We start from the raw sequence: 26,245 nt of genomic DNA, 5'->3' as shown, positions 1-26,245 counted from the left end.
AGGTTGAACAGCGACATCTTTAATCCAAACAACATCCAAATGGACGTTCGTCCCGCTGACAAAGAGGAGGCGATCCGGATCGCAGGCGGGTTACTCGTGGAAAACGGCTATATCGAGAAAGAGTATATCGATGCAATGTTGGAACGTGAAAGCACATTAACCACGTATATCGGCAATCAGGTGGCGATCCCCCATGGGACGGAGGAAGGGAAGCGGTACGTCAAAACTTCCGGCATCTCCGTCATCCAGGTTCCTGAGGGAGTCGACTTCGGAGACGGTCAAACAGCCAGGATGGTCATCGCAATCGCCGGAAAGGATGGCGAACATCTCGACATTCTATCTAAAATCGCGTTGATCTGTGCGGAAGAAGAAAAGGTGCAAAAGATGGTTACCGCAAACACCAAAGACCAGCTGATGGCTTGTTTTGACGGGGTGGAATGATGCTGGCTGTACATTTTGGAGCGGGGAACATCGGAAGGGGCTTTATCGGTGCCCTGTTGAGCCGAGCCGGGTACCGGGTTTGTTTCGTCGATATCGACGATACCCTGGTGGAGCGGATCCGCACCTGGCAATCCTACGAGGTTGTCTCCCTGGAGGAACAGCCGGAGACGGTGGAAGTTGGGGATGTGACAGCCCTTAACAGCCGCACCCAACCGGACCGGGTGGTCGAAGCGGTCTCCCGAGCGGATCTGGTAACGACGGCGGTGGGCCCTGACGTCTTGAAGGCGATCACTCCCCTGTTGTCCCAAGGGCTGAAGAAACGGGCTTTGGAAGGGACAACCCCCCTCAATGTCATCGCCTGCGAGAACATGATCGGCGCTTCCTCCGCGCTGAAGGAGTATGTGGAAAGCCATTGCGACAGTGGGGAACAGCGTCACCTGCGGGAGTGGATCGGTTTTCCCGATGCTGCTGTGGACCGGATTGTGCCGGATCAGAAAGCGGCGGTTTCCTTGCGGGTGGAAGTGGAGCCGTACTTCGAGTGGGTGGTGAACCGGCCCGCTGTCAAAGGAGAGCTTCCTCCCGTACAGGAAATCCTTTATACTGATCAGCTGGACGCTTTTATCGAGCGAAAGCTGTATACCGTCAACACCGGCCATGCAGCCGCCGCCTACTTCGGTTATGCTCTCGGGATGAAAACGGTTCTGGAATCGATGGGAAACGGTTGGATCCGAAACAAGGTTGAGTATGTGCTGGAGGAAACGGGACGCCTGTTGACGGAAAAGCACGGATTTGAAACCGAGGAGCACCGTCGTTACACACGGAAGATGATCCGGCGGTTTGAAAATCCCCATATCACGGACCGGGTAACCCGGGTGGCCCGCACTCCGATCCGGAAGCTGGGTCCGGAAGAGCGTCTGGTAGGACCTGCACGCCAACTGGTATCCCGCGGTGTCCAACCCGTTCATCTGGCTTCCGCCGTTGCGGCGGCCCTTCTCTATGACTGGAGGGAAGACCCAGAAACGGCGGCGATGCAGGCAACGATCCGGAAAGATGGTTTATCGGGAGCGTTGCGATCCTACTCGCAACTGTCTTCCGACCATCCGCTGGTCGAGCTGGTACTCGACCAACACGCCAAACTGTTGGAGATGGTCGCCCGGTTAAAGGGTTGACAGATTAGAAGGATCGTTGCATAATTATACGAACCAACAGTGAGATTGCGTCAAACGCGATGACGGAGACCAGTAAGGCGTTACTTACCGGGCAGAGAGCAAAACCCGAAGGCTGAGAGGTTTTGCCGGGATGTACGTCTGAACCCATCTCCCGAGGCGGCCGGCGAAAACCGGAACGGACTTCCCGTTATCGGAAGGAAAGCAGCGATCGGCTGCGATGAGGCGGGCACAAGTGTGTCAACAAAGGTGGTACCGCGGAAGAAACCCTCTTTCGTCCTTGAAGGCGGAGGAGGGTTTTTTATTGTAGGCAGACAGGAGGAGAGAAGCGTGGATCGACAAACCATCGTCGTGAAAATCGGAACCTCTTCGTTGACGGATGGTCGGGGGCGATTGGATCAAGGATGGTTGCGGCACCACGTTCGGTCCCTCATTGAACTTAAGCGCAGAGGGGCCCGTGTCGTGCTGGTATCGTCAGGAGCGATCGCCGCCGGGTTTCACGAATTGGGGCTGTCCGAGCGCCCCCGGACGCTGGCCGGGAAACAGGCGGCTGCGGCGGCAGGCCAGGGGGCTTTAGTGCAGTACTATCGGGAGCAGTTTGCGGCTGCCGGCGAAATCTGTGCCCAAGTGTTGCTCACCAGGAGCGATTTTGACCATCGGAGACGGTATCTAAACGCGTTGAACACCCTCAATTTCCTGCTGGATAAGGGAGGGGTCCCTGTCATCAACGAGAATGATTCGGTCTCCGTGGAGGAGATCCGCTGGGGGGACAACGATACCCTGGCCGCCCTGGTGGCAGGGCTGTTGCAAGCCGACTGGCTGCTCTTGGTGACGAATACGGACGGCTTGTTTAACGAGGACCCCCGCCGGAATCCTTCCGCCCGCTCTATTCCCCATCTCACCCGGGTGGAAGACCGATTGATCGCCGATTTGAACGATAGCAAACATCCTCTTGGCAGCGGGGGGATGCGCTCGAAACTGTTGGCCGCCAAGCGGGCGGCGGAAACGGGGGTTCAGGTCTATATCGGCACCCCGAAAAGGAAGTCGGATTGGATGCGAGGTTCCATTGAAGGGAAAGGAAGCGGGACCTATATCGACAGAAGCTCCGGGCACGTCAGTCGAAAAGTGCAGTGGATCACGGTCCACTCCGCCCCCGGGGGCCAAGTGGAGGTGGACGAGGGAGCGGTTTGTGCACTGCTTCGGAAAGGAGGGAGTCTATTGCCCTGTGGAGTGGTGAAGGTGAAAGGCCGGTTTGAGGAAGGGGAAATCGTCAGTGTGACGGATTCTCTGGGGCGGTCCATCGGCAGGGGGGTCGTTCGGTATTCCGCCGATTTTCTGGATCGGGTAAAAGGGTGGAAATCATCAGAGGTACAGGCGGTTCAGCCCGGATCTCCGGAGGAAGTGATCCATCGGGATGACTGGGTGGCGGTGACGGCTGTCGAAGAAAGTTAGTCCCTCTCTGAGAAGGTTGTTCCAATTCAGAAAAACAGATCAAGTTTCGAAAAAGGGAATGAAGGGAGCTGAAAAAATGAGCGGGTCCGAGGTACGGCGGAAGGCGAAAACGGCTCGGATGGCGGCTAAAAAACTGGCTGTTGCAGAGGAAGAGAAGAAGAACGAAGCGCTTGAGGCGATGGCAACGGCGTTGATTCGTCATCGGGACCGGATTTTTTCAGCAAACGAGACCGATTTGCTGCAGGGAGAAAAAGCGGGTCTTCCCCCGGCGCTGATGGATCGACTCCGATTAACCAGGAAACGGCTGGAAGAAATGGGGGAGGGGTTGTGCCAGCTTCGCCGAATGCCGGATCCCGTCGGGGAGATCCTCGATTCTCGGCGGCGCGAAGACGGACTCCGGATCGAAAAGGTCCGGGTGCCTCTGGGTGTGATCGGAATGATTTATGAGGCCCGTCCCAATGTGACAGTGGATGCGGCGGGTCTCGCTCTGAAAGCGGGAAACGCTGTCGTCCTCCGGGGCAGTTCCTCCGCATCTCGCACCAACCGGGCTCTGACGGAGGCTCTGCATCGGGCTTTGGCCGGTACGTCTCTTCCTGAAGAAGCGGTGCAGCTAGTGGAGGATCCGGACCGTCAAGCCGTTCACGAGTTGATCACCATGAATGGATGGATCGATGTGATCATCCCTCGAGGAGGAGCCGGACTCATCCGGAGGGTGGTTCGGGAATCGACAGTTCCGGTGCTGGAAACGGGGGTGGGGAATTGTCATATTTACGTGGATCGGTCAGCGAAGTCGGCGATGGCGGAGGAAATCGTCATCAATGCAAAAACGGATCGTCCCGCGGTGTGCAATGCCGTGGAGACCCTGTTGGTTCACAGGGTTTGGGCGGAAAAGCACCTGCCCTCTCTCTGTGAAAAGCTTCGTCAACAAGGAGTGCAAGTGAAGGGATGTTCCAGGACGCGGGCCCTCTTTCCTCAAGCGGATGAGGCTGGGGAGGAGGACTGGGAGACGGAATTTTTGGACCTCGTTTTACCCTTTCGGATTGTCGATTCTCTGGAGGATGCCGTGGAACATATCGATCGATACGGGAGCCGCCATTCCGAAGCGATCATTACCGAAGATGACACGGCCGCCCGTACATTTATGCGGGGGGTGGAGGCCGCCGCCGTTTATCACAATGCCTCCACCCGGTTTACGGATGGTTCCCAGTTCGGCTTCGGAGCGGAAATCGGAATCAGTACCCAGAAGCTTCACGCCCGGGGCCCGATGGGGGTCACTGAACTCACATCCTACCAATATCGGATCCACGGAACCGGGCAGGTTCGCTGAGGAAGAACGGGAAAGACAGGATCGGATTGCAGTTACCGTTTTGGCTATACGTCTGCCCGGCTGGTAATGTGTCGGGCACTTTTTGTTTACTCTTGATTTACGAACGTCCTTTCGGTATCCTGCGGATCAGGAGGGAGGGGAAGGGATGAATATCGGGATGCTGATCGACCATATGAAAAGCCGTGCAGATATCCGCCGAAATGTAACAAACTGGGAGGTGATACCGGCCCGTCCGGCCCGTTACGCTTCTTTTCCGGAGGAATTGCATCCGGATCTGGTAAAAAATCTCCGGGATCGGGGAATCGAGGCATTGTACACTCATCAGGCGGAGGCGGTGGAGAAGGTACTGAAGGGGGAAAATGTGGTTACGGTGACGCCGACGGCTTCGGGAAAAACGCTTTGTTATAATCTTCCGGTCCTACATACCCTTTTGAACGAGCCCGCCGCCCGCGCCCTCTATATCTTTCCGACCAAGGCGCTGGCCTATGATCAATTATCGGAACTCAACTGGTGGATGGAGGAGTTGGAAGCCGATATCAAAGGTTTTACCTATGACGGGGATACTCCTGCCTCCGCCAGAAAGGCGATTCGCCGGGCGGGACAAATTGTCGTCACCAATCCGGATATGTTGCACCAGGCGGTGTTGCCTCACCATACCAAATGGATTCAGCTGTTTGAAAATCTGCGCCACATTGTGATCGACGAACTCCATTCATATCGGGGCGTTTTCGGAAGCCACTTCGCCAACGTGCTTCGCCGTCTGCAACGGATATGCCGCCATTACGGATCGGATCCCCGGTTCATCCTCTCCTCGGCAACGATTGCCAATCCGAAGGCGTTTGCGGAAAAATTGACGGGAGTTCCTGTCTCCCTGGTCGATAACAACGGTGCTCCATCCGATGAGAAGCATTTTGTCTTTTATAATCCGCCGGTGGTGAATCAGGCTTTGGGGATCCGGAAAAGCAGTCTTCTGGAAGCGAGAAAGCTGGCGGAGGAATTGATCGCCAATGATGTACAGACGATCGTGTTTGCCCGGAGCCGAGTGAGGGTAGAAGTATTGTTGACCTACCTGTCCCATGTGTTGCCTGAAGGGATTCGCGGATACCGAGGCGGCTATCTGCCGACTCAGCGCCGTGCGATCGAACAGGGGCTTCGCCGCGGGGAGATCCGCGGAGTGGTCAGTACCAATGCCCTGGAATTGGGAATCGATATCGGTGCCTTGGAGGCCTGCGTGATCTGCGGCTATCCCGGAACGATCGCCAGCACTTGGCAACAGGCGGGTCGGGCTGGACGGCGCCAGGGATCTTCCATTACCTTTCTAGTAGCCTCCAGTAGTCCGTTGGACCAGTATGTCATTGAGCATCCGAACTATTTTCTCCGTCAAACACCGGAAAACGCCCTGATTCAGCCGGATAACCTGGTGATCCTGGTCCATCATATGAAATGTGCCGCCTATGAGCTTCCCTTTGAAAAAGGAGAAACATTCGGTGTCGCCACGACCGAGGAAATCCTCGATTTCCTGGCGGAGGAACGGATTCTGCACCGGGCCGGAGAGCGTTGGTATTGGATGGATCAATCTTTTCCCGCCAAGGAGATCAGTCTTCGCTCCGCAGCTCAGGAGAATTTCGTCATCGTTGACATCAGTCAAACCGGCCAGCACCGGGTGTTGGGGGAAGTGGACCGGTTCAGCGCACCAACGCTGATCCATGAAGAAGCGATCTATCTGCACGAAGGGGCTCAATACCAGGTGGAAAAGCTGGATTACGAAGAGAAAAAGGCCTATGTCCGCAAGGTGGATGTGGACTACTATACCGACGCCAACCTGGCGGTCCAGTTGAAGGTGCTGGAGGTGGACCGGGAAGAATGTTTGGCGAATCATTCCCGCGGGATCGGTGAAGTTACGGTGAATGCTCTGGTCACGATCTTTAAGAAGATTAAGTTCGGTACCCATGAAAACATCGGTTCCGGGCCGGTTCACCTGCCGGAGGAGGAGATGCATACCACCGCCTATTGGGCGACGGTGGAGAATTCGGTCGCTTCCGGATTTACCGAAGAACAGCTTCAATCGGGGCTGATCGGTTTGAGCCATGTTTTATCCCAGTTGGCCCCTTTGTACCTGATGTGCGATCCCGGGGATTTGGGCGTAAGCGCCCAGGTGAAAGCCATTCACTCCAAAAAACCGACGGTTTTCATTTATGACAAATACCCTGGAGGCGTAGGACTCAGTGAGAAGTTGTACGAGTTGCACGAAGAGCTTCTCTTTACATCCCGATCCCATATCCGAAACTGCACCTGCGAAGATGGATGCCCATCGTGTGTCGGACCCGCTGTTGAGACAGGAACCGGGGGAAAAGGGATCACACTCTCTTTAATCGAAGCGATGATGAAACAGGCGGAATGAGAAGGTTCACGGACCGACCCCTTTAGCGGCCGCCCTTGCTTTTCCTGAATGAATGCTGATTCGGTCCGGAGAAAAGGTCGCGGACCGCTTGGCATTGCGGAAGGATAACTCGTTGCAGAGTCGGAATCGGCCCTCCCCCCAATCGCGGTCATTGATGATCAGACATGCCCTACAGACCACCCATAACAGGAGGAATGTTCTATGGCTGAACTGAAAGGAAAAACGGCGGTTATTACCGGAGCCAGCAGCGGAATCGGAGAGGCGACGGCTCTTCACCTGGCCCAAGCGGGAGCTACAGTCGTTTTGGCGGCGCGTCGGGAAGATCGGTTAGAGCAATTGGCTTCCAGGATCCAATCCAAAACGTCTGCCGATGTATTGACCGTACCGACGGACGTAACCAAGCGCGAACAAGTGGAGGCGTTGATGCACCGTGCTGAGGAATCGACCGGGTCCGTCGATATTCTGGTGAACAATGCCGGGGTTATGCTTCTTTCATTTCTGGAAAACGACCATGTGGACGAATGGGAACAGATGGTGGACGTCAATGTGAAAGGAGTTCTCTTTGGCGTTCACGCGGCGCTCCCGGGAATGCTCAAAAGGGGCTCCGGACATATCGTCAATATCTCTTCTGTCGCCGGCCATGAAGTCTTTCCCTCCTCCGCCGTCTACTGTGCCACTAAATATGCCGTTCGGGCGTTCTCCATGGGGATTGAAAAGGAGCTGTCCCGTTCCGGGATCCGGGTCACCAATATCTCCCCCGGAGCGGTGGCTACAGAACTGACCGATCATATTACCGACCGGGCGGTAACCGATAAGTTTTCCAAACAGGAATTAAAGGCCTTGGAGTCGGAGGATATCGCCCGTTCGATTCTTTACGCCGTCAGCCAGCCGGAGAATGTCAATGTGAATGAAGTGATCGTGCGGCCGACCAATCGAAAGGAATCTTGATTCCTCCAGCTGAAAGATCCGTTTTCCCCTTTCGGGGGACGACGGATCTTTCGTATGCTTAGAGTTGAGTTTGTCGAAATTCCTTGATTTTTACCCTGGGGATGTCTAGGATGAAGATACTATGGTATTTATGATCCGTTCTGAACGGTGTCGCCGTATGGGGTGCGAAGAAGAAGATCTGGAGGGAAGGCTTGTATGATACGGGAGAGGGAGCGACAGGTACGGTATTATGAGCGTTTTCAAGTGGAAGACGTTTTGACTTTTTTTACGGGACAATTGATTCAGGCACGTTCTCCGGACGGGGCGAGGGTGCTTCTTCAGGAGATCCGGCTGGTGCGCCCTCTTCCTGCCGGGGCGCAGGAGATGCTCAAACGGATGCGGAACTCCCACATGTTGTCCATTTTGGACGTTATCGTGGAAAAAGACGTAGTTGTGCTGGTGCATCCGATTTTTTCCGGAGAACCCCTTCCCCTCATGGTCAATAAGGATCATCCGATGGAACCGGTGGAGGCTCTTCGCCTTTTCCGCAAGTTAGTTCGGACTTTAATCGACTTGGCCCAATTTCCGATCCCGATGTGGACGACACTGGATCCCCGGAATATCTGTCTTTATGAGGATGAACCCTTTGTTTTATTCTGCGGGTTGAAAAAGTATACGCCCAAGCCGATGGATGATCAGAAACAAAATTTACTGTACTATCTGCTGGCAGGGGAACACCCTCGGAATGTCAAATACAGGGGACAGGATTTAGCAAAGAGGATCAAACACGTGCCTGTTCCCATCCGGGAGTTGGCCATCGATCTGTTGGATCGGAAACCCAGCCCGGAAGAGATGCTGAGAAGAGCGGATGAAGCGCTGGACAAGGTTCCATCGCCGACTGTGGGGAAACGGAGCAGGAGGCAGGAAAAAAGGCGACTCTCTCCTCTGATCGCCACCCTGTTGGTTATCCTGATGGTCGGTGGTGCCGTCGGCTATTTGGTGAAGTCCAACGATTGGTTGACGACAGAGGAAGACAAGGTGGCCGATCAAAAACCCGGGGAAAAAATAACGTTAGATCCGATACAGTTTACGGAGAAAAAACCAGAGACGCATTCCCTGGCCGAGATCAACCAGTCCGCCCGTATTCGGGGGATCATCAAGCAGGAACAAGTTCGGCCTTTCTCCCTGCAACTCGATTCCAAATCCTTGTCGTATACATATGGAATCCAAGTGGATTCTCAAGGGCGGTTCCAGTTTTTTCAGAAAGGAGGGGAGTCGGAGCACACGATCAAGCAGACGGATCCCTCTTTCCATATGGAGAAAGGACAAACATATCAAGTGGAGCTTTTATATATAGCCGGTGAACCTCTCCGCGTTTCTTTGCGGGATACGGAGACCGGAGAAAAATGGATGGCTGTGGGCACCGTTCCCCAGGATACCCAACTGCAGGCGGAAGTGAAAGGGGAACAGGGGACGCAGTTCGACTCCGGAGAGGTGACTCCCGTGACGGAAGAAGGGCAGGCGCGGCGAACCTGGATGGCGCCACAACCCTGGAGACTGGTGTTCGGAGAAGGAACGATGAACCAGGAAAGTCTGTCTCTCAATGGAAATGCGTTGTTGAGGTCCGGTAGCGGCAAGGTATCCTTCTTCACTTTCAGGAGAAAGGAAGGCTATGACGGCGACCCGATCCGGATGGAACTGGAAGGAGCGGGCGGTAGCCGATATAGCTTGATCTGGAGTCAAGACGGACGGCTTCGACTTCACCGGAACAGTCCGGCCGGGAAGTTATTGGCGGAAAAGGTGGTTCACTGGCCCTTTCAAACGGGAGTAGATGCTGAAGTGTCCCTTCTAACGGACCGGAACAAGCTGGCGGTTCATGTCTCCCAAGATTCGGAAAAAGTGTCTTTAAGTTATACCCATGATGAGCCGATCGATATTCAAAAGGCATCGATCAAAAGCGAATCCGGACTCGAACTGATTCATCCATAAATACTTTCAATCAGGTCGGAGGATATCCTCCGGCCTGTGATCGCTTTTTCCCATCCTTCCGACTGCGGAGTGATTCATGATGCGATCCCTGCATGAACGTTTGCGCTTACATCACTCAAAGGACAAAAACCAAAAGCCCGCAGAGGTGGAGCGGCAGATCCCGGATCCCAAACGGGAGTCTCTCCCTTTGGGGTTTTCCTGGCGAAGCAATCAGCAGGGATCGTATCTGTTTCGCCGTAGAGTATATCCTCTGGACTTCGGGGAGGGCCGGTATCAGTTGCGCGATCTAGTTGATGTCGGTCTGGAAGCCATCGATTTGATCGCCGATGTTCCCGTCGGTGTCAGGAAACTGGAAGAGCTTTTATTCTTTGATACGGAAACCACTGGGTTGGGTACCGGAGCCGGGAATTTGATTTTTTTGTTCGGAGTGGGTTACTTCCGGGACGGTTCTTTTGTCCTGGAGCATTATTTTCTACCGGATGTTTCCCATGAACCGGCTTTGCTGACGGATTTGGCGGAACGGATTCAAACCTTCGGCGTGTTGGTTACATATAACGGAAAAGGTTTCGACTGGGCTCAGTTGAAAACGAGATTGACCCTCAACCGGCTCAGCCGGGATATGGATCCGGCCCACTGCGATTTATTGTACCCGGCACGGCGCTTATGGTCGGATGTTCTCCCCTCCTGCCGCATGCAAGAAGTGGAATCTTCCTGTTTGGGACTTCTCCGGCAAAATGATGTTCCCGGGCATCAGGCTCCCGCTTTTTATTTCGATTATCTGCAAAAAGGCGGACTAACGGCTCTTGATGGGGTTCTTTGTCATAATGAACGGGATATCCTTTCACTCGTATACTTGTTCACTCATATACAGCGATTGTTGATTGGGGATGGGACTCCCCAATTCGCGGAAGAAAAACTGGCGGTGGGAAAATGGTGGATGGTCCGGGATCGAGAAAGGGCTGGAGATTGGTTGCAAGCGGTGATCCGGGATCCATCAGCTTCACTGAAAACTCGGAGAGAAGCTTTTCGACTGATATCCGCGGTTTTAAAACGCGAGGGAGATTGGAAAACGGCTACTGATCTTTGGCATGAATGGTTGGAGCAGGATCCATGGAACGCCGAACCATGTGTTGAACTGGCAAAATACTACGAGCACCGGACACGGGAGGTTGGCCGGGCTTATGATTGGACACAGCAAGCCATCCATCGTTTGAAGCGAAAAAGAAGGTTTGGTTCCCCGCTTCGGGGGGATCGGGAAATGAAGGCTTTGACTGATAGAGCGCAACGCTTGGAGGCAAAACGGAAAAAGAGTTTATTTTAAAGCCGGGGAGACTTCATCCCCGGCTTTAATACGATCTTCGAACCTTTTCTTTTTTCCGGAACGTTGTCGAAATTTCATTATTTATGTCATAATAAACGGTAGGATAAACATACCAACTATTATCAGGTTTTTGCACTCATGGGTCCGGCCTGATCATCTATTGATACGTGAATCCTTTGTATGTTACGGGAGGAAATTGAATGAGGTCTATGGGACAAAAGAAGGGCCGTTATTATGAGCAGTATCAAGTGGAAGATGTTCTTACCTTCTTCTCCGGTCAGCTCGTTTTGGCCCGGTCACCCGGAGGGACCCAGGTTTACCTCCAGGAGGTGAAGCTGAATCGGGAATTGCCCCCGGGCTCCAAGGAGATGTTACTTGGGTTTCAAAATGAGAACCTGGCTCCGATTTTGGATGTGATTGAAGAACGGGGCCGTATCATTCTCGTTCATCCTACACTGGAAGGTGAGCCCCTGTCTTTACTGGTTCCGCCCCGACAGGGATTGGATCCGACTGAAGCCCTGTTGGTTTTTCGCAACCTTCTTCGAACGGCGATCCAGCTGTCAAAATTACCCCTGCCTCTGTTTACGACACTTGATCCCCGAAATATCATCATCGAAGATAATCGCCCCTTTGTCCTTTTTATCAGTTTTCATCGGTTTAGTCGAAACCAGGCGGAAAAGTGGCGGTATCTGTTGTACTTTTTGCTGACCGGATATCGGCTGGAAACTCCTATCCAAGATATTGAGTCGGATGAAAAAGTCCGCGATTTATCCTCGGAGTGGAAGAGACTCCTGATCCGTTCCATGGACCCCAAGGAGACAATGGAGAGTGTTTTGGAAGAGGCCGATCGGTTGGAGCTGCCAAAATTCCGCAGTAAAAAAGAAGAAATCGGGAAACATCGGAGGTGGATTTATTCCGCTGCCATCGTCGTCTTGGCGGTCACGATCGGTGTTTTCTGGGGAAGCTGGATTTTCGATACGGATGCGGGATCGTCCCGATCGAAGGAAGAGCAGTTCGAACAGTCCGGTGAGGCGGTTCGGTTCGATTCGATCCGGTTTAAAAAAGAACAGATCGAGACTCTTCCTCTCTCCATGGAAGGTTCCTTCCGCGTCTTCGGTGAGTTGAAATGGACTGGGGATCAGCCCTTCTCCCTCTTTTTGGAGTCTGAAAATATCGATTCGCGATTCGGCTTTCGACTCGATCAGAAGGGACGGTTAACTCTGTTCCAACGGATTAACGGTGAAACTTTTGATGTGGCGCAGTCGGGAACATTCCGGATTCAACCGGATGAATCCTATCGGATGGAGCTTTTATACATACCTCGCCAACCCTTTCGCGTTTCTGTCACAGAAAAGAAAACGGGGAAAAAGTGGATTGCCGTGGGAAATGTACCGATCGACTCCACATACCAGATGAATTTGAAGGGAGATTCGGGGACTTTTGTCCGCAACCCCGGAATGATCAAAGTGGGCGAAGAATCCGGGGCCATTGAACGTTGGATGAACAATCATCCCTGGCTGCTGGTTAATGGGGCCGGGGTGGTGGAAGAACATAACCTTCTTCTGGACGGCGATGGCCGGGTTCACTTACGAAAGGGAAACTCCTCCTTCGCCTTTAAGCGTTCTTCCGGATATGCGGGGCAACCCCTTCAGATGGAGCTGGAGAGTACAGATGGGAGCCGCTTTATATTTCATTGGAATCGGGACGGGAAAATGGAGTTGTCCCGGATGGATGAAGGAGGGGAAAGCTTAGGAGTGAACTGGGTTGGAAGTTCGTGGAATCCGGATCAGGAGACCCGGGTTTCAGTCGCCAGTGAATCCCGGGAGTTTACGGTTGAGATGGAACAGGGAGGGGATCAGCGAAAAGTCAAGGCCCAGCTGGATAACCCGGTTTCCATCCGCCGGATTTCCATTGTCAGTTCGTCCGATCTTCAATTGCGGGAGCCATAGGATAGGTTTTCCCAGATTCAAACCTTCGACCTTATTTCCGTTCATTTCCTCATATGAGAAAAGCCCTGTACCATAGGCGACAGGGCTTTTCTGTGTTATGATGGACCGGCTCCCGGTTCAGATGCGTTTTTCAAAGGCTTGTTGCAACTTTCGGGTGATGGGTCCTGGAGTGCCTTTATTCACTTTTCTCCCGTCAATAGAGATGACGGGGCTGATCTCGGTGGTGGTTCCGGTAACGAAGAGTTCATCAGCTCGAAACAGGGAATCGGTCGTGAAGGCTTCCTCCCTGCAAGGGATTCCTTCTTCTTTCGCCGCTTCTATCGTGACCGCACGGGTAATGCCGTGTAAAATCAGGTGATTGGCGGGATGGGTATACAAGATCCCGTCCTTGACCAGAAACACGTTCGTGGCGCTTCCTTCGGTGACTCGACCGTCCCGGTGCAAGATCGCCTCCTGGCATCCGCGCTCCACAGCGTATTGTTTGGCCAAAACAGCACCGAGTAGATTCAGTGTTTTGATATCACAGCGGAGCCAGCGAATATCTTTCGTAAGAGTGGCCTGTATTCCCTGTTCCAGGAATTGAAGAGGGCGGGGAGCCTCCTGGGTGTAAGCGATAATCACCGGACGGGCTCCGTCGGGAAACGGATGGGAACGCGGTGCCGCTCCACGACTGGCCTGAAGGTAGACGGTTCCGTCTTTGAGACGGTTTTTCGCGATCAGTTCCTGAAGAAACCCCTCCAACCGTTTTCTTCCGTAGGGAAGTTGCAGTCGGATCTCTTCGGCGCTGCGTTCAAAGCGTTGGATATGTTCGGAAAGGCAAAACGGACGTCCTTCGTAAACACGGATCACTTCATAGATACCGTCTCCAAATTGATAGGCCCGATCCTCGATATCGACGTGGATCCGGTCCCGCTCGGTCAGCCGATCATTATATAAGATCGCCATGTTTACCTGCCTCCTCGTCAAAGTCGTCAGAACCAGTTTGCCTGATTCAGCAGGATCTGACAAGTAAAAAAATGAAACGATAAAAGGGGTGAATGGGAAGGGTACCCTTTGAATGAATGGGTTTCCGTTCCTAAAAAATGAGATTTAACTCCACATATAGTAGTGGTATAATAGTATAAAACCTACATATTGCGATTCCATTCCGCTGAGAATAGACTTCAAGGATGATTCTGTCGCAAAAAAAGGGGGAGAAAGGGTTGCAAATCAAGCGTTTCTACACCCAAAAAGGCGAAGATCCGTTTCAAACTGTCGAGTATGTGAAAAAGGATTGCCGGATTACCAATCCCGATGGATCTGTCGTATTCGAGATGAAGGGGGCTGAAGTTCCCAAGCCTTGGTCTCAGGTAGCGGCGGATATCATGATTTCGAAATACTTCCGGAAAGCGGGGGTTCCCCAGTATGATGAGCGGGGAAAACCGGTCCTGAACGACCAAGGGGAGCCTGTGACCGGTCCGGAGACGAGTGTCAAACAAGTGATCCACCGACTGGCGGGCTGCTGGAGAGAGTGGGGAGAGAAAAACGGTTATTTCCATACCGAAGAGGATGCGCAAGCTTTTTATGATGAACTGGTTTATATGATGCTGCATCAGATGGCGGCCCCTAACTCCCCGCAATGGTTTAATACGGGGCTGGCCTATGCTTATGGGATTACCGGCAAGCCGCAGGGACACTACTACGTCGACCCGGAGACCGAAGAGCTCAAAAAGGGAGAGGATGCTTACAGCCGACCCCAGCCTCATGCCTGTTTCATCCAGTCCGTCGAGGATGACTTGGTCAATGAAGGCGGGATTATGGATCTGTGGGTACGGGAAGCGCGGCTGTTTAAATACGGGAGCGGGACCGGTTCCAACTTCTCCAATATTCGCGGTAAGGGAGAATCCCTCTCCGGCGGGGGAACTTCCTCCGGCCTTCTTTCTTTCCTGAAAATCGGGGATCGCGCCGCCGGTGCGATTAAATCCGGAGGGACGACCCGCCGCGCCGCGAAGATGGTTTGCCTGGATATGGACCATCCGGATGTGGAGGAATTTATCAATTGGAAGTCCGACGAGGAGAAAAAGGTACAGGCTCTGATCGAAGCGGGTTACGATCCCTCATTCAACGGAGAGGCTTATGAGACGATCTCCGGACAAAATTCCAACAACTCCGTTCGCGCCCCCAACGAGTTCTTTCAGGTGTTGTCGGAAGATGGGGGATGGGAACTGAAAAATCGGACCGATGGCCAGGTAAACAAGACCGTTCCGGCCAAGGAGCTTTGGCGTCAAATCGGGCAGTCGGCGTGGGAGTGTGCCGATCCGGGTCTTCAGTATGACGGGACGATCAATGAGTGGCATACGACCCCGGCAGGGACCGATGGGCGGCTGGGGGCTCGCCACAACCGGATCAATGCCTCCAACCCGTGTTCCGAGTACATGTTTCTGGATAATACCGCCTGTAACCTGTCCTCTCTGAACCTGCTCAAATTCTTTGATCCGGATACGCGGCAATTTGATATTCCGGGGCTGAAGCACGCGTCCCGCTTGTGGACGATTGTACTGGAGATCTCTGTGCTGATGGCCCAGTATCCTTCCCGGGCGATCGCTCAGCTTTCTTATGAATATCGTACGTTGGGACTCGGATATGCCAATATCGGAACCGTGTTGATGATTTCCGGTATTCCCTACGATTCCGATGAAGGTTTGGCCATCACTGGTGCGGTAACAGCGATTATGACCGGCACCGCCTATTCCACTTCTGCGGAGATGGCCAGGGAATTGGGCACCTTCAAGGCATACCCGACGAACCGGGATCACATGCTGAAGGTGATTCGGAACCATCGTCGCGCCGCTTATAATGTCCCTGACGCTGAGTATGAAGACTTAACAGTCAAACCGATGGCCATTCACCCGACTTATTGCCCGCCGGATCTTCTGGAAGCGGCCCGGAAGAGCTGGGATCAAGCCTTGGAAATGGGAGAGAAGTTTGGCTATCGGAATGCCCAGACAACCTTATTGGCGCCGACGGGGACGATCGGCCTGTTGATGGATTGCGATACCACCGGTATCGAACCTGACTTCGCCCTGGTCAAATTTAAGAAACTGGCTGGGGGCGGTTATTTCAAGATCGCGAATCAATCCATCCGTCCCGCCTTGAAAAATCTGGGTTACCCTCCCGGAGAGATCGAGGAGATACTCTCTTATGTCACCGGGACGCTCACTCTGCAGGGGGCTCCTCATATCAACCGGGATACCCTGAAGGAAAAAGGATTTATCGATGCGGATCTGGATAAGGTGGAGAAGGTGTTGCCGACCGTTTTTGAACTGTCCTTCGCCTTCAATAGCTGGACACTGGGAGAAGAATGCTTGAACCGCCTCGGCTTCGAACCCGAGGAATACGAGGCGCCGGACTTCAACCTTCTGCGTGCCCTCGGCTTTACCCGCGCCCAGATCCGGGAAGCCAACGATGTCATCTGCGGCCGGATGACCACGGAAGGAGCACCTCACCTGAAGGAGGAACATTATCCGGTCTTTGATACAGCCAATCCCTGTGGAAGGATCGGGACACGGTTTATTCATTACATGGGGCATCTCCGGATGATGGCCGCGGCACAGCCTTTTCTCTCCGGCGCGATTTCCAAGACGATCAATATGCCCCAGGAATCCACAGTGGAAGATATTCAGCATGCGTATCATCAGGGGTGGGAACGGGGCTTGAAAGCTGTGGCTCTGTACCGGGACGGATCCAAGAGCTCCCAACCGCTTAACGCCCGGGGCGACGACAAGGAAAAAGATGACGAGACGCCGGCGGCGGAATTAGAGACGGCGGAACCCTTTGCTGCGGCGTCCCAGATGAAAGAAGTGATTGCCAAAGGGCATGTTCCCAGCGTGCGGAGACGATTGCCGAAGAAGCGAACCGGTATTACCCAGGAGGCCCGGGTGGCCGGTCACAAAATCTTTGTCCGCACCGGAGAATATGAAGATGGTTCTCTCGGCGAGATCTTCATCGACATGCATAAGGCGGGAAGTACGATGCGCGGGTTGCTGGACGCCTTTGCCGTAGCTGTCTCTCTGGGGTTGCAGCATGGAGTGCCCCTGGAGAAGTATATTAATTCCATGACGTTCACCCGGTTTGAACCCGCCGGAACAGTGAACCATCCGAACATCAAAATGTCCACTTCTGTCATCGATTACGTCTTCCGGCTGTTGGGAATGGAATACCTGGGACGGACTGATTTCGTTCAGGTGCCTCCCAAGCAGGAGGAGCTCCGCACCTACGCCAATCGCTGGAAGAAGGATCAGGCGGAAAGGAAAGAGACAGGGGAAACACCGGCTCACGCCAATTCCGAGCTGGAGAGTGGATATCGGGAAGTGACAGGGGGGATGGATGTTCCCCGGGATAACCTGGAGGCGATCCGGGCCAGCAGTGGCGCTCCGATCTGCGTCGAATGCGGAGGTATGACCAAACGTAACGGCTCCTGTTACGTCTGCCTCGATTGCGGTGCCACAACCGGCTGTTCCTGATCCATCCCATCTAAGAATGGATTGAATCCCGCATCTGAAATCGGATGCGGGATTGATTTTAATCACTGACAATCCACGGCCACAGAGCATTTGCGATCAGTTGGTGGCCCCGATCATTGGGGTGAACAGGATTACTGCCGAACAGGCGGTAATCGGACAGGTGCCCGGTTCGGTATCCGCGAATCAAAAAAGGTTCCGATCCGAGAAAGTGATGATACAGATCAATGATCGGGACACTCCAACCCGCCGAGATTTTTTCGATGCGGTCATTTATGGCTGAAATCCAGGTAACGGCTGAAGGGGAATGGGGAAACGGGTTATAGAGGTTCAGGGTGAACAGAGGGGCCGAGGAGCGGGAGCGAATGAGTGAATAGATTCGGCGGAGACGGAATTCATAATGATAAACCGTCTGGAAATAGACCGAAGGATCTCCCGACAGAAAGAAACGGATATAGGCGTACAAAAGGTCATTGCCCCCGATACACAAGGTAATCAGATTCGCCCGGTAAAGCAAATGGTGCAGGTATGGTGAACCGGCCAGCTGGTCAACCAGCAGGCGGCTGGTCATCCCTTTTCGTGCCGCGTTATAGACGTTTATAGGGTGCCCCTGTTGTGATAAGCGGTCGGCCAATCGGTCGACAAATCCCCGCCGGCCGACGGCGGAATATCCCACCGTGATGGAATCGCCCAATGCTACGTACCATTTCTTTGGCGTCATGGGATCCCCCTTTCCGCCTGAATGAATACTATATTCTATGTAGCTCTTTCGAAAATGGCAGGGCAGTGTCCGCGGGGCCTTCGTCGAAAGTGCGACAGTGGTCGTTTCCGTTTTTTCATCATAACGGACCCTGTCGTGTTATAATGCATGGCGACGATGCTAAACAAAGGAAGTGGACGAGCTTTGAGCATTTATGCAATCGGTGATCTTCACCTTTCATTTAATCGACCGGTCTCCTTATACGATGTCAACTTTGAAACCGATGTGGACAAACCGATGGATATTTTCGGCTGGGAACGGCATTACGAACAAGTGCGGGACCGGTGGATTGAAACCGTCCGGGAATCCGATACCGTGTTGATTCCGGGGGATATCAGCTGGGCACTTAAACTGAATCAGGCCCGGTACGATTTCGACTGGATCCGCCAACTCCCTGGAAAAAAAGTGATGTCTCCGGGAAACCATTGTTACTACGCCCAAAGCAAAAAAAAGGTCCGGGAGGTCCTGCCCGAGGGAATGGAGTGGATTGATGCCGACTACACGATTGTCGAAGATCGGGTGGTTGCCGGGACAAGAGGGTGGAACCTGCCAGGGGATTATCACTGGGATGAGGAGACCGACCGAAAAATCTACGAAAGACAGGCCGGACGGCTTCAAATCGCCCTTGAGGCGGCTGTCAAAGATCATCCCGACAGAGAGAGGATTGTGATGCTTCACTTTCCCCCGGTGACAGAGAAAAGCAAAAGCTCGTTGTTTATGGATCTGATGAAGGAATACGGGGTGAGCCTTTGCGTATATGGACACCTTCACGGTCGGGCCCACCGGGATGCGGTGGAAGGGATGGTAGACGGGATCCGATTGCGGCTCGTATCTTGTGACTATATCGATTTCCAACCCGTTTTGCTGGAGTTGCAGGAGTGAAGAGGGACTGCTGACGAGAGGTCAGCAGTCTTTTTTGTTTTTCGTATAAAAAGGATCGGATGTAACTACGATGATCTTCGATGGGCGGACGGGATTATATGGGGAATTCCGACTTCGCTTCGGTGTCATGCACGCCCAGATGAAACAGTTTTGGACGCAGCGGGAGGTTTGCGGTTAAATGGGGAACTGGAAGGAAAACCGACGGCTGTTTTTACCAGTACCGGTTCCATTCACGGAGGACAGGAAACGACGATTTTGACCACCTTGGAATGATTTTTGTCGGTCTCCCCTACGGAGAGAATCCGGAACAGCAGACTTCGAAGCGGCTTTTTACTTGTAGTCAAGTTTCCATCCCTTTGGCGATGACGGCTTTGATCGCGGTGTAGCTGATTTCATTCGGAAGGGCTTCTTTGAGCGGTTTTAATCGTTGGGCTCCGATTTCTTCAATCTTTTGACGGATGATTTCTTCCTGTCCTTCAGGGATCAGCCGGTTCCAATCCACAGAGTGGCCTTCACTCCCGCACCGCAATAAATGATTTTCCACCGTCGATGTTGACAAATTGCGGTGAGCCGCGATTGCTTCCGGGGATTCACCATCCAGAAAAAGGCGGTAAGAAGTGAGGTGACTCGCTTCCCCGGAACCGGTAGAGGAAGAAGCGGAAGAAGGCACTGTCGTTGCCAGAGGGCGGCCGTTTTTTTCGATATAGGAACGCAAAAAGGAGAGAAACTCCTGCCCGTAACGCTGAAACTTTTGCTCTCCGATTCCTTTAACGGCCAGCATTGTCGATTCCTCCACGGGACACACCCGGCTCAATTCCTTCAATGTACTGTCATGAAAAATCATATAAGGGGGAATCTGTTCCCGTTCGGAAATCTCCCGGCGCAACCCGCGCAGGGACTCAAAGAGCTCATTTTTAACTTGTACCTGGGGCTGTCGCTTTGTCACCCGTTGTAAGACCTGTTGTTCCCCCTTCAGCACTTCTACGGCCTGGTCGTTCAATTGAACGACAGGATAGGTTCCCTCGGTGAGGGAGAGGTAGCCATCCGCTATCAAACGATGAATCCGGTTAGTGATTTCCTTGCTCGTCTGTTCTTTCAGCAAACCGTAGGTGGGAAGGCGGGTAAGACCCAATTCTCTGACCCGTTTATCGGCAGAACCCTTCAATACCTTGGCGATGAGAGAGACACCGAAACGTTCCCGCATGCGCTTGATGCAGGAGAAGATCTTCTGCGCCTCTACCGTTACATCCTCTTTTTCGCCGGTGTCGGTGCAATTGCCGCATTTTCCGCAAGTTTCACCGGGGGAGTCTCCGAAGTATCGAATGATGACGTGCTGAAAGCACTGCTGGGTGTGGCAGTACTGGTGGATCGCCTGCAGTTTTTCGTGTTCCCGGGCTTTTCGCTCCGGGGGTAGTTGGGACTGTTCGATCAGATATCTTTGCGTGTGAACATCCCGGGGGTTGAACAGAAGGGTGCACTCGCTCTCTTCGCCGTCCCTGCCGGCCCGTCCCGCTTCCTGGTAGTAGGATTCCAGGTTGCGGGGCATGTTGTAGTGGATAACAAAGCGGACATTGGATTTATCGATCCCCATGCCGAAGGCATTAGTGGCCACCATCGCCTGTATCCGGTCGTAAGCGAATTGTTCCTGGGAGTCGCGCCGTTCTTCTTCGGACAGACCGGCGTGGTATTTGCCGGCCGCCCATCCGCGATCCAGCAGAAACTGGTGAAGATGATCCACTTCTTTCCGAGTGGAACAATAGATGATCCCCGACTGTTCCGGTCGTTCCCGGAGGTACCGGAGAACGAAGGCCCTTTTCTCCTCTCCGTGAAGGACGGAAAAGGACAGGTTTTTCCGCTGAAATCCGGTGACGAAGACATCATGCTCGCCGATCGAAAGCAGATCCACGATTTCCCGGCGAACTTCCCGGGTGGCTGTCGCGGTAAAAGCGGCGATGACCGAGTGTTGGGGAAGTTGACGGATTTGTTCCGCCATCCGACGGTAACTGGGCCGGAAATCGTGCCCCCACTGGGAAATGCAGTGAGCTTCGTCAATGGTGACGAGGGAAACGGGAAGGGAGGAGAGCAAGGTTTGAAATCGAGGTGATTCAAACCGTTCCGGGGCGACATAGAGAAGCTTGTAGGCCCCTTGAGAGGTCTCCCGCAAACATCGTTCCGTTTCTGAAGCGGACAGGGTGCTGTTGACGGAGGCGGCCGGAATTCCCAATTGCTGGAGGTTGTCCACTTGATCCTTCATCAGGGAGATCAGGGGGGAGATGACCAGAGTCACCCCATCCATCATCAGCGCGGGAATTTGATAGCAGATCGATTTTCCCCCGCCGGTCGGCATCACCCCGAGGGTATCCCGCCCTTCCAGAATGTTTTTCACGATTTCCTCCTGGCCTTTGCGAAAAGAACGGTAACCGTAGATGTTTTGTAAGTACTGACGGACTTTCTCCGAGGACAAACCATCACCCCTCTTTGATTCGGCATTTCGTTTTCTTCGATCCATGAGATCAGTATATCAGGGAAAAACGGGGAGGAGCGATGGTTTTTGATAGGTTCAGCGATGGTGAACACTTCCGGAAGGATCAGTATTCCAATCCGAGCTTTGTCGATATATTCTCCACCATGGAACTCTTTCGGATTAAGCCCACAGCTCGTTCAATATCCGCTTGCCCTTCCCGGTCCCGGGTCAAAGAGGGAACCTCTTTCCGCAACATCGAGTAGGCCTCCGATGTACCGGATCCCATCGGCCCCTGTCCGAATTCCAACCCTTGTGCGGCACAAAGATATTCCACCGCCAATACACGCTCTGTATTGGAGATGACGGAATGCAGTTTCCGTGCACTGATGGAACCCATGCTGACATGGTCCTCCTGGTTGGCGGAAGAAGGGATGGAGTCGACGGAAGCGGGGTGACACAGTGTTTTGTTTTCCGACACCAAGGAGGCGGCGGTGTACTGCATAATCATGTAACCGGAGTTGAGCCCTCCTTGACGGGTTAAAAAAGCGGGTAATCCGCTCAACTGAGGATTTACCAGGCGCTCGGTTCTTCGTTCGGAGATATTGGCGATTTCGGCCAGGGCGATCGTCAAAAAGTCGGCGGCGAGAGCCAGAGGTTGGCCGTGGAAATTACCTCCCGAGATCACTTCGCCCTCCACCGGGAAGAGAAGCGGATTGTCTGTAGCTGCATTCAGTTCCCGGGTGACGATATCCAGCACGTATCGGTAGGCGTCTTTGGATGCGCCGTGAACTTGGGGGACGCACCGAAGGCTGTATGCATCCTGGACCCGTTTTTCTCCGGGAAGGCTGGTTCGTCCGCTGTTTTTCAACAGGCGGCGAAGGTTGGAGGCGGTCACTGTCTGTCCTTGTTGCCCCCGGGCCTGGTGGAGAAGGGAGTGATAAGCGTGAGGAATCCCGTTTAAGGCTTCCATAGTCATTGCGGCGATCATATCGGCACAGAGGAGAAGCCGCTTTCCCCGTAGAAGCGCGAGAGCCGACAAACTGGCCATCATCTGCGTGCCGTTGATCAGAGCCAGACCTTCTTTCGCCTGCAAATCGACGGGTTCCAGACCGAACTGGTTTAAGGCTTCTCGAGCGGGTATTCGTTTACCATGCAGAAAGACTTCACCTTCGCCCAACAGCGGAAGCGTCATATGGGCCAGAGGGGCGAGGTCCCCGCTGGCTCCCAACGATCCCTGGCTGGGAACGACGGGGTGGATTTTCCGGTTTAAAAGCTCGATCAATAATTCCACTGTGGAGGGGCGCACTCCGGAGTACCCCTTGGCCAAGGCATTGGCCCGAAGCAACATCATACCCCGGACGGTTTCCTCGGACAGGGGCTTGCCGACACCGCAGGCGTGGCTGCGGATTAGGTTTTGCTGCAGTTCAGAGGACTGAGAGGTGTCGATGAAAGTATCGCTGAATTTTCCGAAGCCCGTTGTTACTCCGTATACGGTTTGTTCCCGTTGCACCAGGTTTTCTACTTGGTTCCGGGAACGGCGCATGTTGGCTACAGCTTGTGGAGAAAGGGAAACGGTTTTTCCGGAAACAACAACGCGGGCGAAATCGTCCAGAGTCAACCTGTCGCCGTCGAGCTGAAGGGGTTGGGATGAAGTGATCGTTGAATTCATTGGATGCTTTCCTCCTTTATCTGAGAGAAGAGTGCACGAAAAAGGGGGATCAGGTTATTAAAACCTGATCCCCCCAACGGAAGCAGCCGCCGTTGCGGAAGGTTTCCTGTTGTCAGGATTCACCCCTGTGGGGTGATATCGAAACAGGATCCGTCCCATTTCAACCACTCATCTCATTTCAAGATTTCTCTCTCATTGTACTCCAAAGCGGCACAAGGATAAAGGGCGGGTTGTTGTGAACGCTCAACGCCGCTGTGTTGAAGATGAAGTCAGCGTTTTCAGCCCCGTGGAGTGATTGGTGTATTGTATTCAGAAAAGCTTTTCCGGGTTTCTTTTTTTCACGGCGATGCCCCATCCGAGGTCACTCTTATTGGCTTTGCCCTTCGATCGTTCGTTTCAATGCGTTCATATATCCCATGTGTATCGCTTCATGAGAATTATTGAAACCGACGACGGATCCTGTCGTTTCCATTTGGTAACCATTCGGGAGTTGAATGGGTTTTTCCAACTTCTTTTCCAATCCGTCGCTGAGGGTTTCTTTGATGGGTTCCATCTGTTCTTGTAATTGAGAGATCAAGGTTTTCAGAGAAGGGACGTCTCCCGTCCAATCCGCGGGTTTTGTTCCATTCCAGAATAACTCCTTATATTTCGGGGGAAGCATCTTTAACTCGAACAATGCATCAGCCACCGTTAAGATGTGGCCTGCGTTCCAATGAATCGTGTTGTTGAATCCTTTCGGCATTTGATCGGATAACGTTTCGGGGGTGGATTGTAAAAAGGATTGCAGACGTTCCCGGCCCATCTCAAATTGCGTTATTAAAAAATGATTCACTGTCATCCCACCTGTCTGTTTTTTTAGTCCATCCATCATACTTTATTTTGAATGATATGACAATGTTTGTGGAGGTGGCGAAATGCGACGGAGTCGATGAGTATTCGATCGGAAAGGATCGTAAGGGGATCGTAAGAAGGTTAAGCCCGATTATCCATGGATCGATAAATATATGGTATACTTCTCATGCGAGTGTGAATCCCGTGCCTATGTAATAAGCGGCGGGAATATGTTTCGTCGACAGCGGCGGGTCAGCAGAATGTGGATAGGGGGAAGTGACATGCCGACGCCGAGTATGGAAGATTATCTGGAGAACATTTATAAACTGATCGATACAAAAGGGTATGCACGGGTTTCCGATATTGCGGAGGCGTTGGAGGTACATCCCTCGTCTGTCACGAAAATGGTTCAAAAGCTCGACCAGAGTAAATACCTGGTCTACGAGAAATACCGCGGACTGGTTCTGACGTCAAAAGGAAAAAAGATCGGAAAGCGGTTAGTGGACCGGCATACGTTGTTGGAGGAATTCCTGCGTATCATCGGAGTCAGTGAGGAGCTCATCTATGACGATGTCGAAGGAATTGAACATCATCTCAGTTGGGATTCCATTACCAGCATTGAATACCTGGTGGAATATTTTCAGAAAAATCCGGAGAGGATTGCGGAACTGCGAGCTCTCAAAGAGGCGGACGAGGTGGAAGAAGATATGAGTCCCTGATGATGAATCGAACCCTGTGGCCGGCCATGGGGGTTTTTTATCGATCGTCGGCATACACATAAAGCGAAAGGTGTAGGGTGTCTCATCCTAACAGGGGGTGTTTTCCATTCGCGCGGATGCTGTGCTGGAGGGTGGAGGGATTAAGGCCTTCGGTTTAGTGGGAGCTTTGAGCGTGGCGGAGGAGAAGGGGTACGAATGGAAACGGCTGGCCGGGACATCGGCGGGGGCGATCATCGCTTCTTTGTTGGCCGCCGGTTATCGGAGTGGGGAACTGTATCGACTGTTATATCAACATGATTTTACCCGGTTCACTCCTGATACCTGGCATAAAATTCCCTGGATTGGAACCGTTCTTCGTCTGTGGATTCATAAGGGGCTGTATCCCGGGAAACCCCTGGAGCAGTGGGTGGGGGGGCTTTTGGCGGAAAAGGGGGTTTATACCTTTGCCGACTTGAAGGAACGGGAGCTTTCGATCATCGCTTCCGACATCAGCCGGAGAAACTTGCTGGTTTTACCCCGGGATTTGGAGGATTACGGGATCCATCCCGCAAAGTTCTCCGTCGCGCGAGCCGTGCGGATGAGTTGTTCCATCCCCCTCTTTTTCGATCCGGTCAAAGTTTATCACCGCGCTTCCAAAGCGGTCAGTTATGTGGTGGATGGAGGCGTACTGAGCAATTTTCCGGTATGGATCTTTGATAAAAATCCCCCGCGCTGGCCGACTTTCGGATTTCGGTTCTTGTCAGAGACGGGAGGAGAACCGCGTCGCATCAACGGACCGATCTCCTTGCTCCGGGCGATGTTTCTCACCATGCTGGATGCCCATGATAACCGTCATATCAAAGAGCAGGACAAAATTCGGACGATTCAGGTACCTACCTTGGGAGTGGAAATGACGGATTTCAATCTCGAAGAGGAGAGAAGGAGAGCTTTGTTTGAAGCGGGAGTCGATGCCGCGCGATGTTTTTTTCGGGACTGGACCTTTAAACGGTATCTGGCCGATCGGTGTACGGATGGTATCACTTATCGGATCAGACCTTCCAAGTCGGATGAAGGAGGTGTATAAGGTGGATTCGGAGAGAAAAGGGGAGGCCGCGGTACGCCTCCTTACGAAACGAGCGGAACGGAATCTGCCGAATGACGCCCTGCACTGGTTGAAGCACATCAAACAGGAGCGAGGGGTTCACCGGATGAATGTCAAAGGGAAGCGGCTTTTGGTAGTTGCCTCCGGTGTCAAGCCCAATCCGGGTTATCGGCTGGTGTTTGTCGAGGAAAAGAAGGAAGGGGGGAAGCTCTTGATTGTGGTCCGGGAAGAGGCCCCGGAACCGGGAGCTATGCACCCCCAGGTGTTGGCTTACCCGTATTTGGCGTTTCAAATCCGGGGAAAGCCGCCGTCAGTGATCGATGCGGCAACAGGTACCCCCTTTGGGCAAAAACGGTGAAAAACCCAG

At 53.2% G+C, this 26,245-nt stretch carries 20 protein-coding genes; 15 read left to right on the top strand and 5 right to left on the bottom strand.

Going from position 1 to position 26,245, the window contains the following annotated elements; all coding sequences use genetic code 11:
• Positions 1–3: 3 nt before the first annotated feature.
• The 9 genes from CHM34_RS02445 to CHM34_RS02405 all read left to right on the top strand — a co-directional run bounded on the left by CHM34_RS02445 (position 4) and on the right by CHM34_RS02405 (position 12,973).
• The gene (locus tag CHM34_RS02445) at positions 4–441 is read left to right on the top strand and encodes a PTS mannitol transporter subunit IIA (protein WP_094262966.1); all 438 of its coding nucleotides are present in this window, start codon (positions 4–6) and stop codon (positions 439–441) included.
• On the top strand, positions 441–1,610 hold the full coding sequence (locus tag CHM34_RS02440; RefSeq protein ID WP_094262965.1) for a mannitol-1-phosphate 5-dehydrogenase: 1,170 nt from the start codon (positions 441–443) through the stop codon (positions 1,608–1,610). The genes CHM34_RS02445 and CHM34_RS02440 overlap by 1 nt, the downstream gene beginning before the upstream one ends.
• Positions 1,611–1,937: 327 nt before the next feature.
• On the top strand, positions 1,938–3,059 hold the full coding sequence (gene proB / locus CHM34_RS02435) for a glutamate 5-kinase (RefSeq protein WP_094262964.1): 1,122 nt from the start codon (positions 1,938–1,940) through the stop codon (positions 3,057–3,059).
• 16 nt (positions 3,060–3,075) lie between these two features.
• Positions 3,076–4,386 (top strand): glutamate-5-semialdehyde dehydrogenase, encoded by a 1,311-nt coding sequence (locus tag CHM34_RS02430; protein ID WP_276207672.1) that lies wholly within the window; start codon positions 3,076–3,078, stop codon positions 4,384–4,386.
• 145 nt (positions 4,387–4,531) lie between these two features.
• The gene (locus CHM34_RS02425; protein ID WP_094262963.1) at positions 4,532–6,787 is read left to right on the top strand and encodes a DEAD/DEAH box helicase; all 2,256 of its coding nucleotides are present in this window, start codon (positions 4,532–4,534) and stop codon (positions 6,785–6,787) included.
• A gap of 201 nt (positions 6,788–6,988) precedes the next feature.
• On the top strand, positions 6,989–7,735 hold the full coding sequence (locus CHM34_RS02420; protein ID WP_094262962.1) for an SDR family oxidoreductase: 747 nt from the start codon (positions 6,989–6,991) through the stop codon (positions 7,733–7,735).
• A gap of 195 nt (positions 7,736–7,930) precedes the next feature.
• Entirely contained in the window at positions 7,931–9,703 is a 1,773-nt protein-coding gene (locus tag CHM34_RS02415; protein WP_094262961.1) for a hypothetical protein, read from the top strand.
• A 76-nt stretch (positions 9,704–9,779) separates the two neighbouring features.
• Entirely contained in the window at positions 9,780–11,024 is a 1,245-nt protein-coding gene (locus CHM34_RS02410) for a ribonuclease H-like domain-containing protein (protein ID WP_094262960.1), read from the top strand.
• Between the two features lie 200 nt (positions 11,025–11,224).
• Positions 11,225–12,973, top strand: coding sequence for a serine/threonine-protein kinase (locus CHM34_RS02405; protein ID WP_141201614.1), 1,749 nt, complete (start codon positions 11,225–11,227; stop codon positions 12,971–12,973).
• Between the two features lie 117 nt (positions 12,974–13,090).
• Here the strand turns inward: CHM34_RS02405 and dat are convergent, their stop codons facing one another.
• Positions 13,091–13,918: a D-amino-acid transaminase gene (gene dat, locus CHM34_RS02400; RefSeq protein ID WP_094262958.1), complete on the bottom strand. Its 828-nt coding sequence runs from the start codon at positions 13,916–13,918 to the stop codon at positions 13,091–13,093.
• A 224-nt stretch (positions 13,919–14,142) separates the two neighbouring features.
• On the opposite strand from dat, the gene CHM34_RS02395 reads away from it, so the two are divergent.
• Complete coding sequence (locus CHM34_RS02395; RefSeq protein WP_094262957.1) at positions 14,143–17,475, top strand: vitamin B12-dependent ribonucleotide reductase; 3,333 nt, start codon at positions 14,143–14,145, stop codon at positions 17,473–17,475.
• Positions 17,476–17,533: 58 nt separating this feature from the next.
• On the opposite strand, the gene CHM34_RS02390 is transcribed toward CHM34_RS02395, so the two are convergent.
• Positions 17,534–18,193 (bottom strand): SGNH/GDSL hydrolase family protein, encoded by a 660-nt coding sequence (locus CHM34_RS02390; protein ID WP_094262956.1) that lies wholly within the window; start codon positions 18,191–18,193, stop codon positions 17,534–17,536.
• 183 nt (positions 18,194–18,376) lie between these two features.
• On the opposite strand from CHM34_RS02390, the gene CHM34_RS02385 reads away from it, so the two are divergent.
• Both CHM34_RS02385 and CHM34_RS19935 read left to right on the top strand, forming a co-directional pair.
• A complete protein-coding gene (locus tag CHM34_RS02385) occupies positions 18,377–19,114 on the top strand; it encodes a metallophosphoesterase (RefSeq protein ID WP_240511819.1) in 738 nt (245 codons plus the stop codon).
• A gap of 150 nt (positions 19,115–19,264) precedes the next feature.
• Entirely contained in the window at positions 19,265–19,387 is a 123-nt protein-coding gene (locus CHM34_RS19935; RefSeq protein WP_276207671.1) for a hypothetical protein, read from the top strand.
• 67 nt (positions 19,388–19,454) lie between these two features.
• Here CHM34_RS19935 and recQ read toward each other — a convergent pair whose 3' ends face one another.
• The 3 genes from recQ to CHM34_RS02365 all read right to left on the bottom strand — a co-directional run bounded on the left by recQ (position 19,455) and on the right by CHM34_RS02365 (position 24,079).
• On the bottom strand, positions 19,455–21,578 hold the full coding sequence (gene recQ, locus CHM34_RS02375) for a DNA helicase RecQ (RefSeq protein WP_240511818.1): 2,124 nt from the start codon (positions 21,576–21,578) through the stop codon (positions 19,455–19,457).
• A 124-nt stretch (positions 21,579–21,702) separates the two neighbouring features.
• Entirely contained in the window at positions 21,703–23,247 is a 1,545-nt protein-coding gene (gene hutH, locus CHM34_RS02370) for a histidine ammonia-lyase (RefSeq protein WP_094262953.1), read from the bottom strand.
• A 367-nt stretch (positions 23,248–23,614) separates the two neighbouring features.
• Positions 23,615–24,079, bottom strand: a complete 465-nt coding sequence (locus CHM34_RS02365) for a DinB family protein (RefSeq protein WP_169713546.1) — start codon at positions 24,077–24,079, stop codon at positions 23,615–23,617.
• Positions 24,080–24,359: 280 nt separating this feature from the next.
• On the opposite strand from CHM34_RS02365, the gene mntR reads away from it, so the two are divergent.
• The 3 genes from mntR to CHM34_RS02350 all read left to right on the top strand — a co-directional run bounded on the left by mntR (position 24,360) and on the right by CHM34_RS02350 (position 26,236).
• On the top strand, positions 24,360–24,797 hold the full coding sequence (gene mntR / locus CHM34_RS02360; protein ID WP_094262951.1) for a transcriptional regulator MntR: 438 nt from the start codon (positions 24,360–24,362) through the stop codon (positions 24,795–24,797).
• A gap of 97 nt (positions 24,798–24,894) precedes the next feature.
• Positions 24,895–25,860, top strand: coding sequence for a patatin-like phospholipase family protein (locus CHM34_RS02355; protein ID WP_240511817.1), 966 nt, complete (start codon positions 24,895–24,897; stop codon positions 25,858–25,860).
• Between the two features lies 1 nt (position 25,861).
• Positions 25,862–26,236 (top strand): protease complex subunit PrcB family protein, encoded by a 375-nt coding sequence (locus CHM34_RS02350; RefSeq protein ID WP_169713545.1) that lies wholly within the window; start codon positions 25,862–25,864, stop codon positions 26,234–26,236.
• Positions 26,237–26,245: the final 9 nt, after the last annotated feature.

Origin of the sequence: Paludifilum halophilum, assembly GCF_002245355.1 — a bacterium.
Taxonomy (GTDB): Bacteria; Bacillota; Bacilli; order Thermoactinomycetales; family DSM-45169; genus Paludifilum; species Paludifilum halophilum.
The sequence above is the reverse complement of the archived record's forward strand: the minus strand, read 5'-3'. Positions and strand labels throughout refer to the sequence as shown.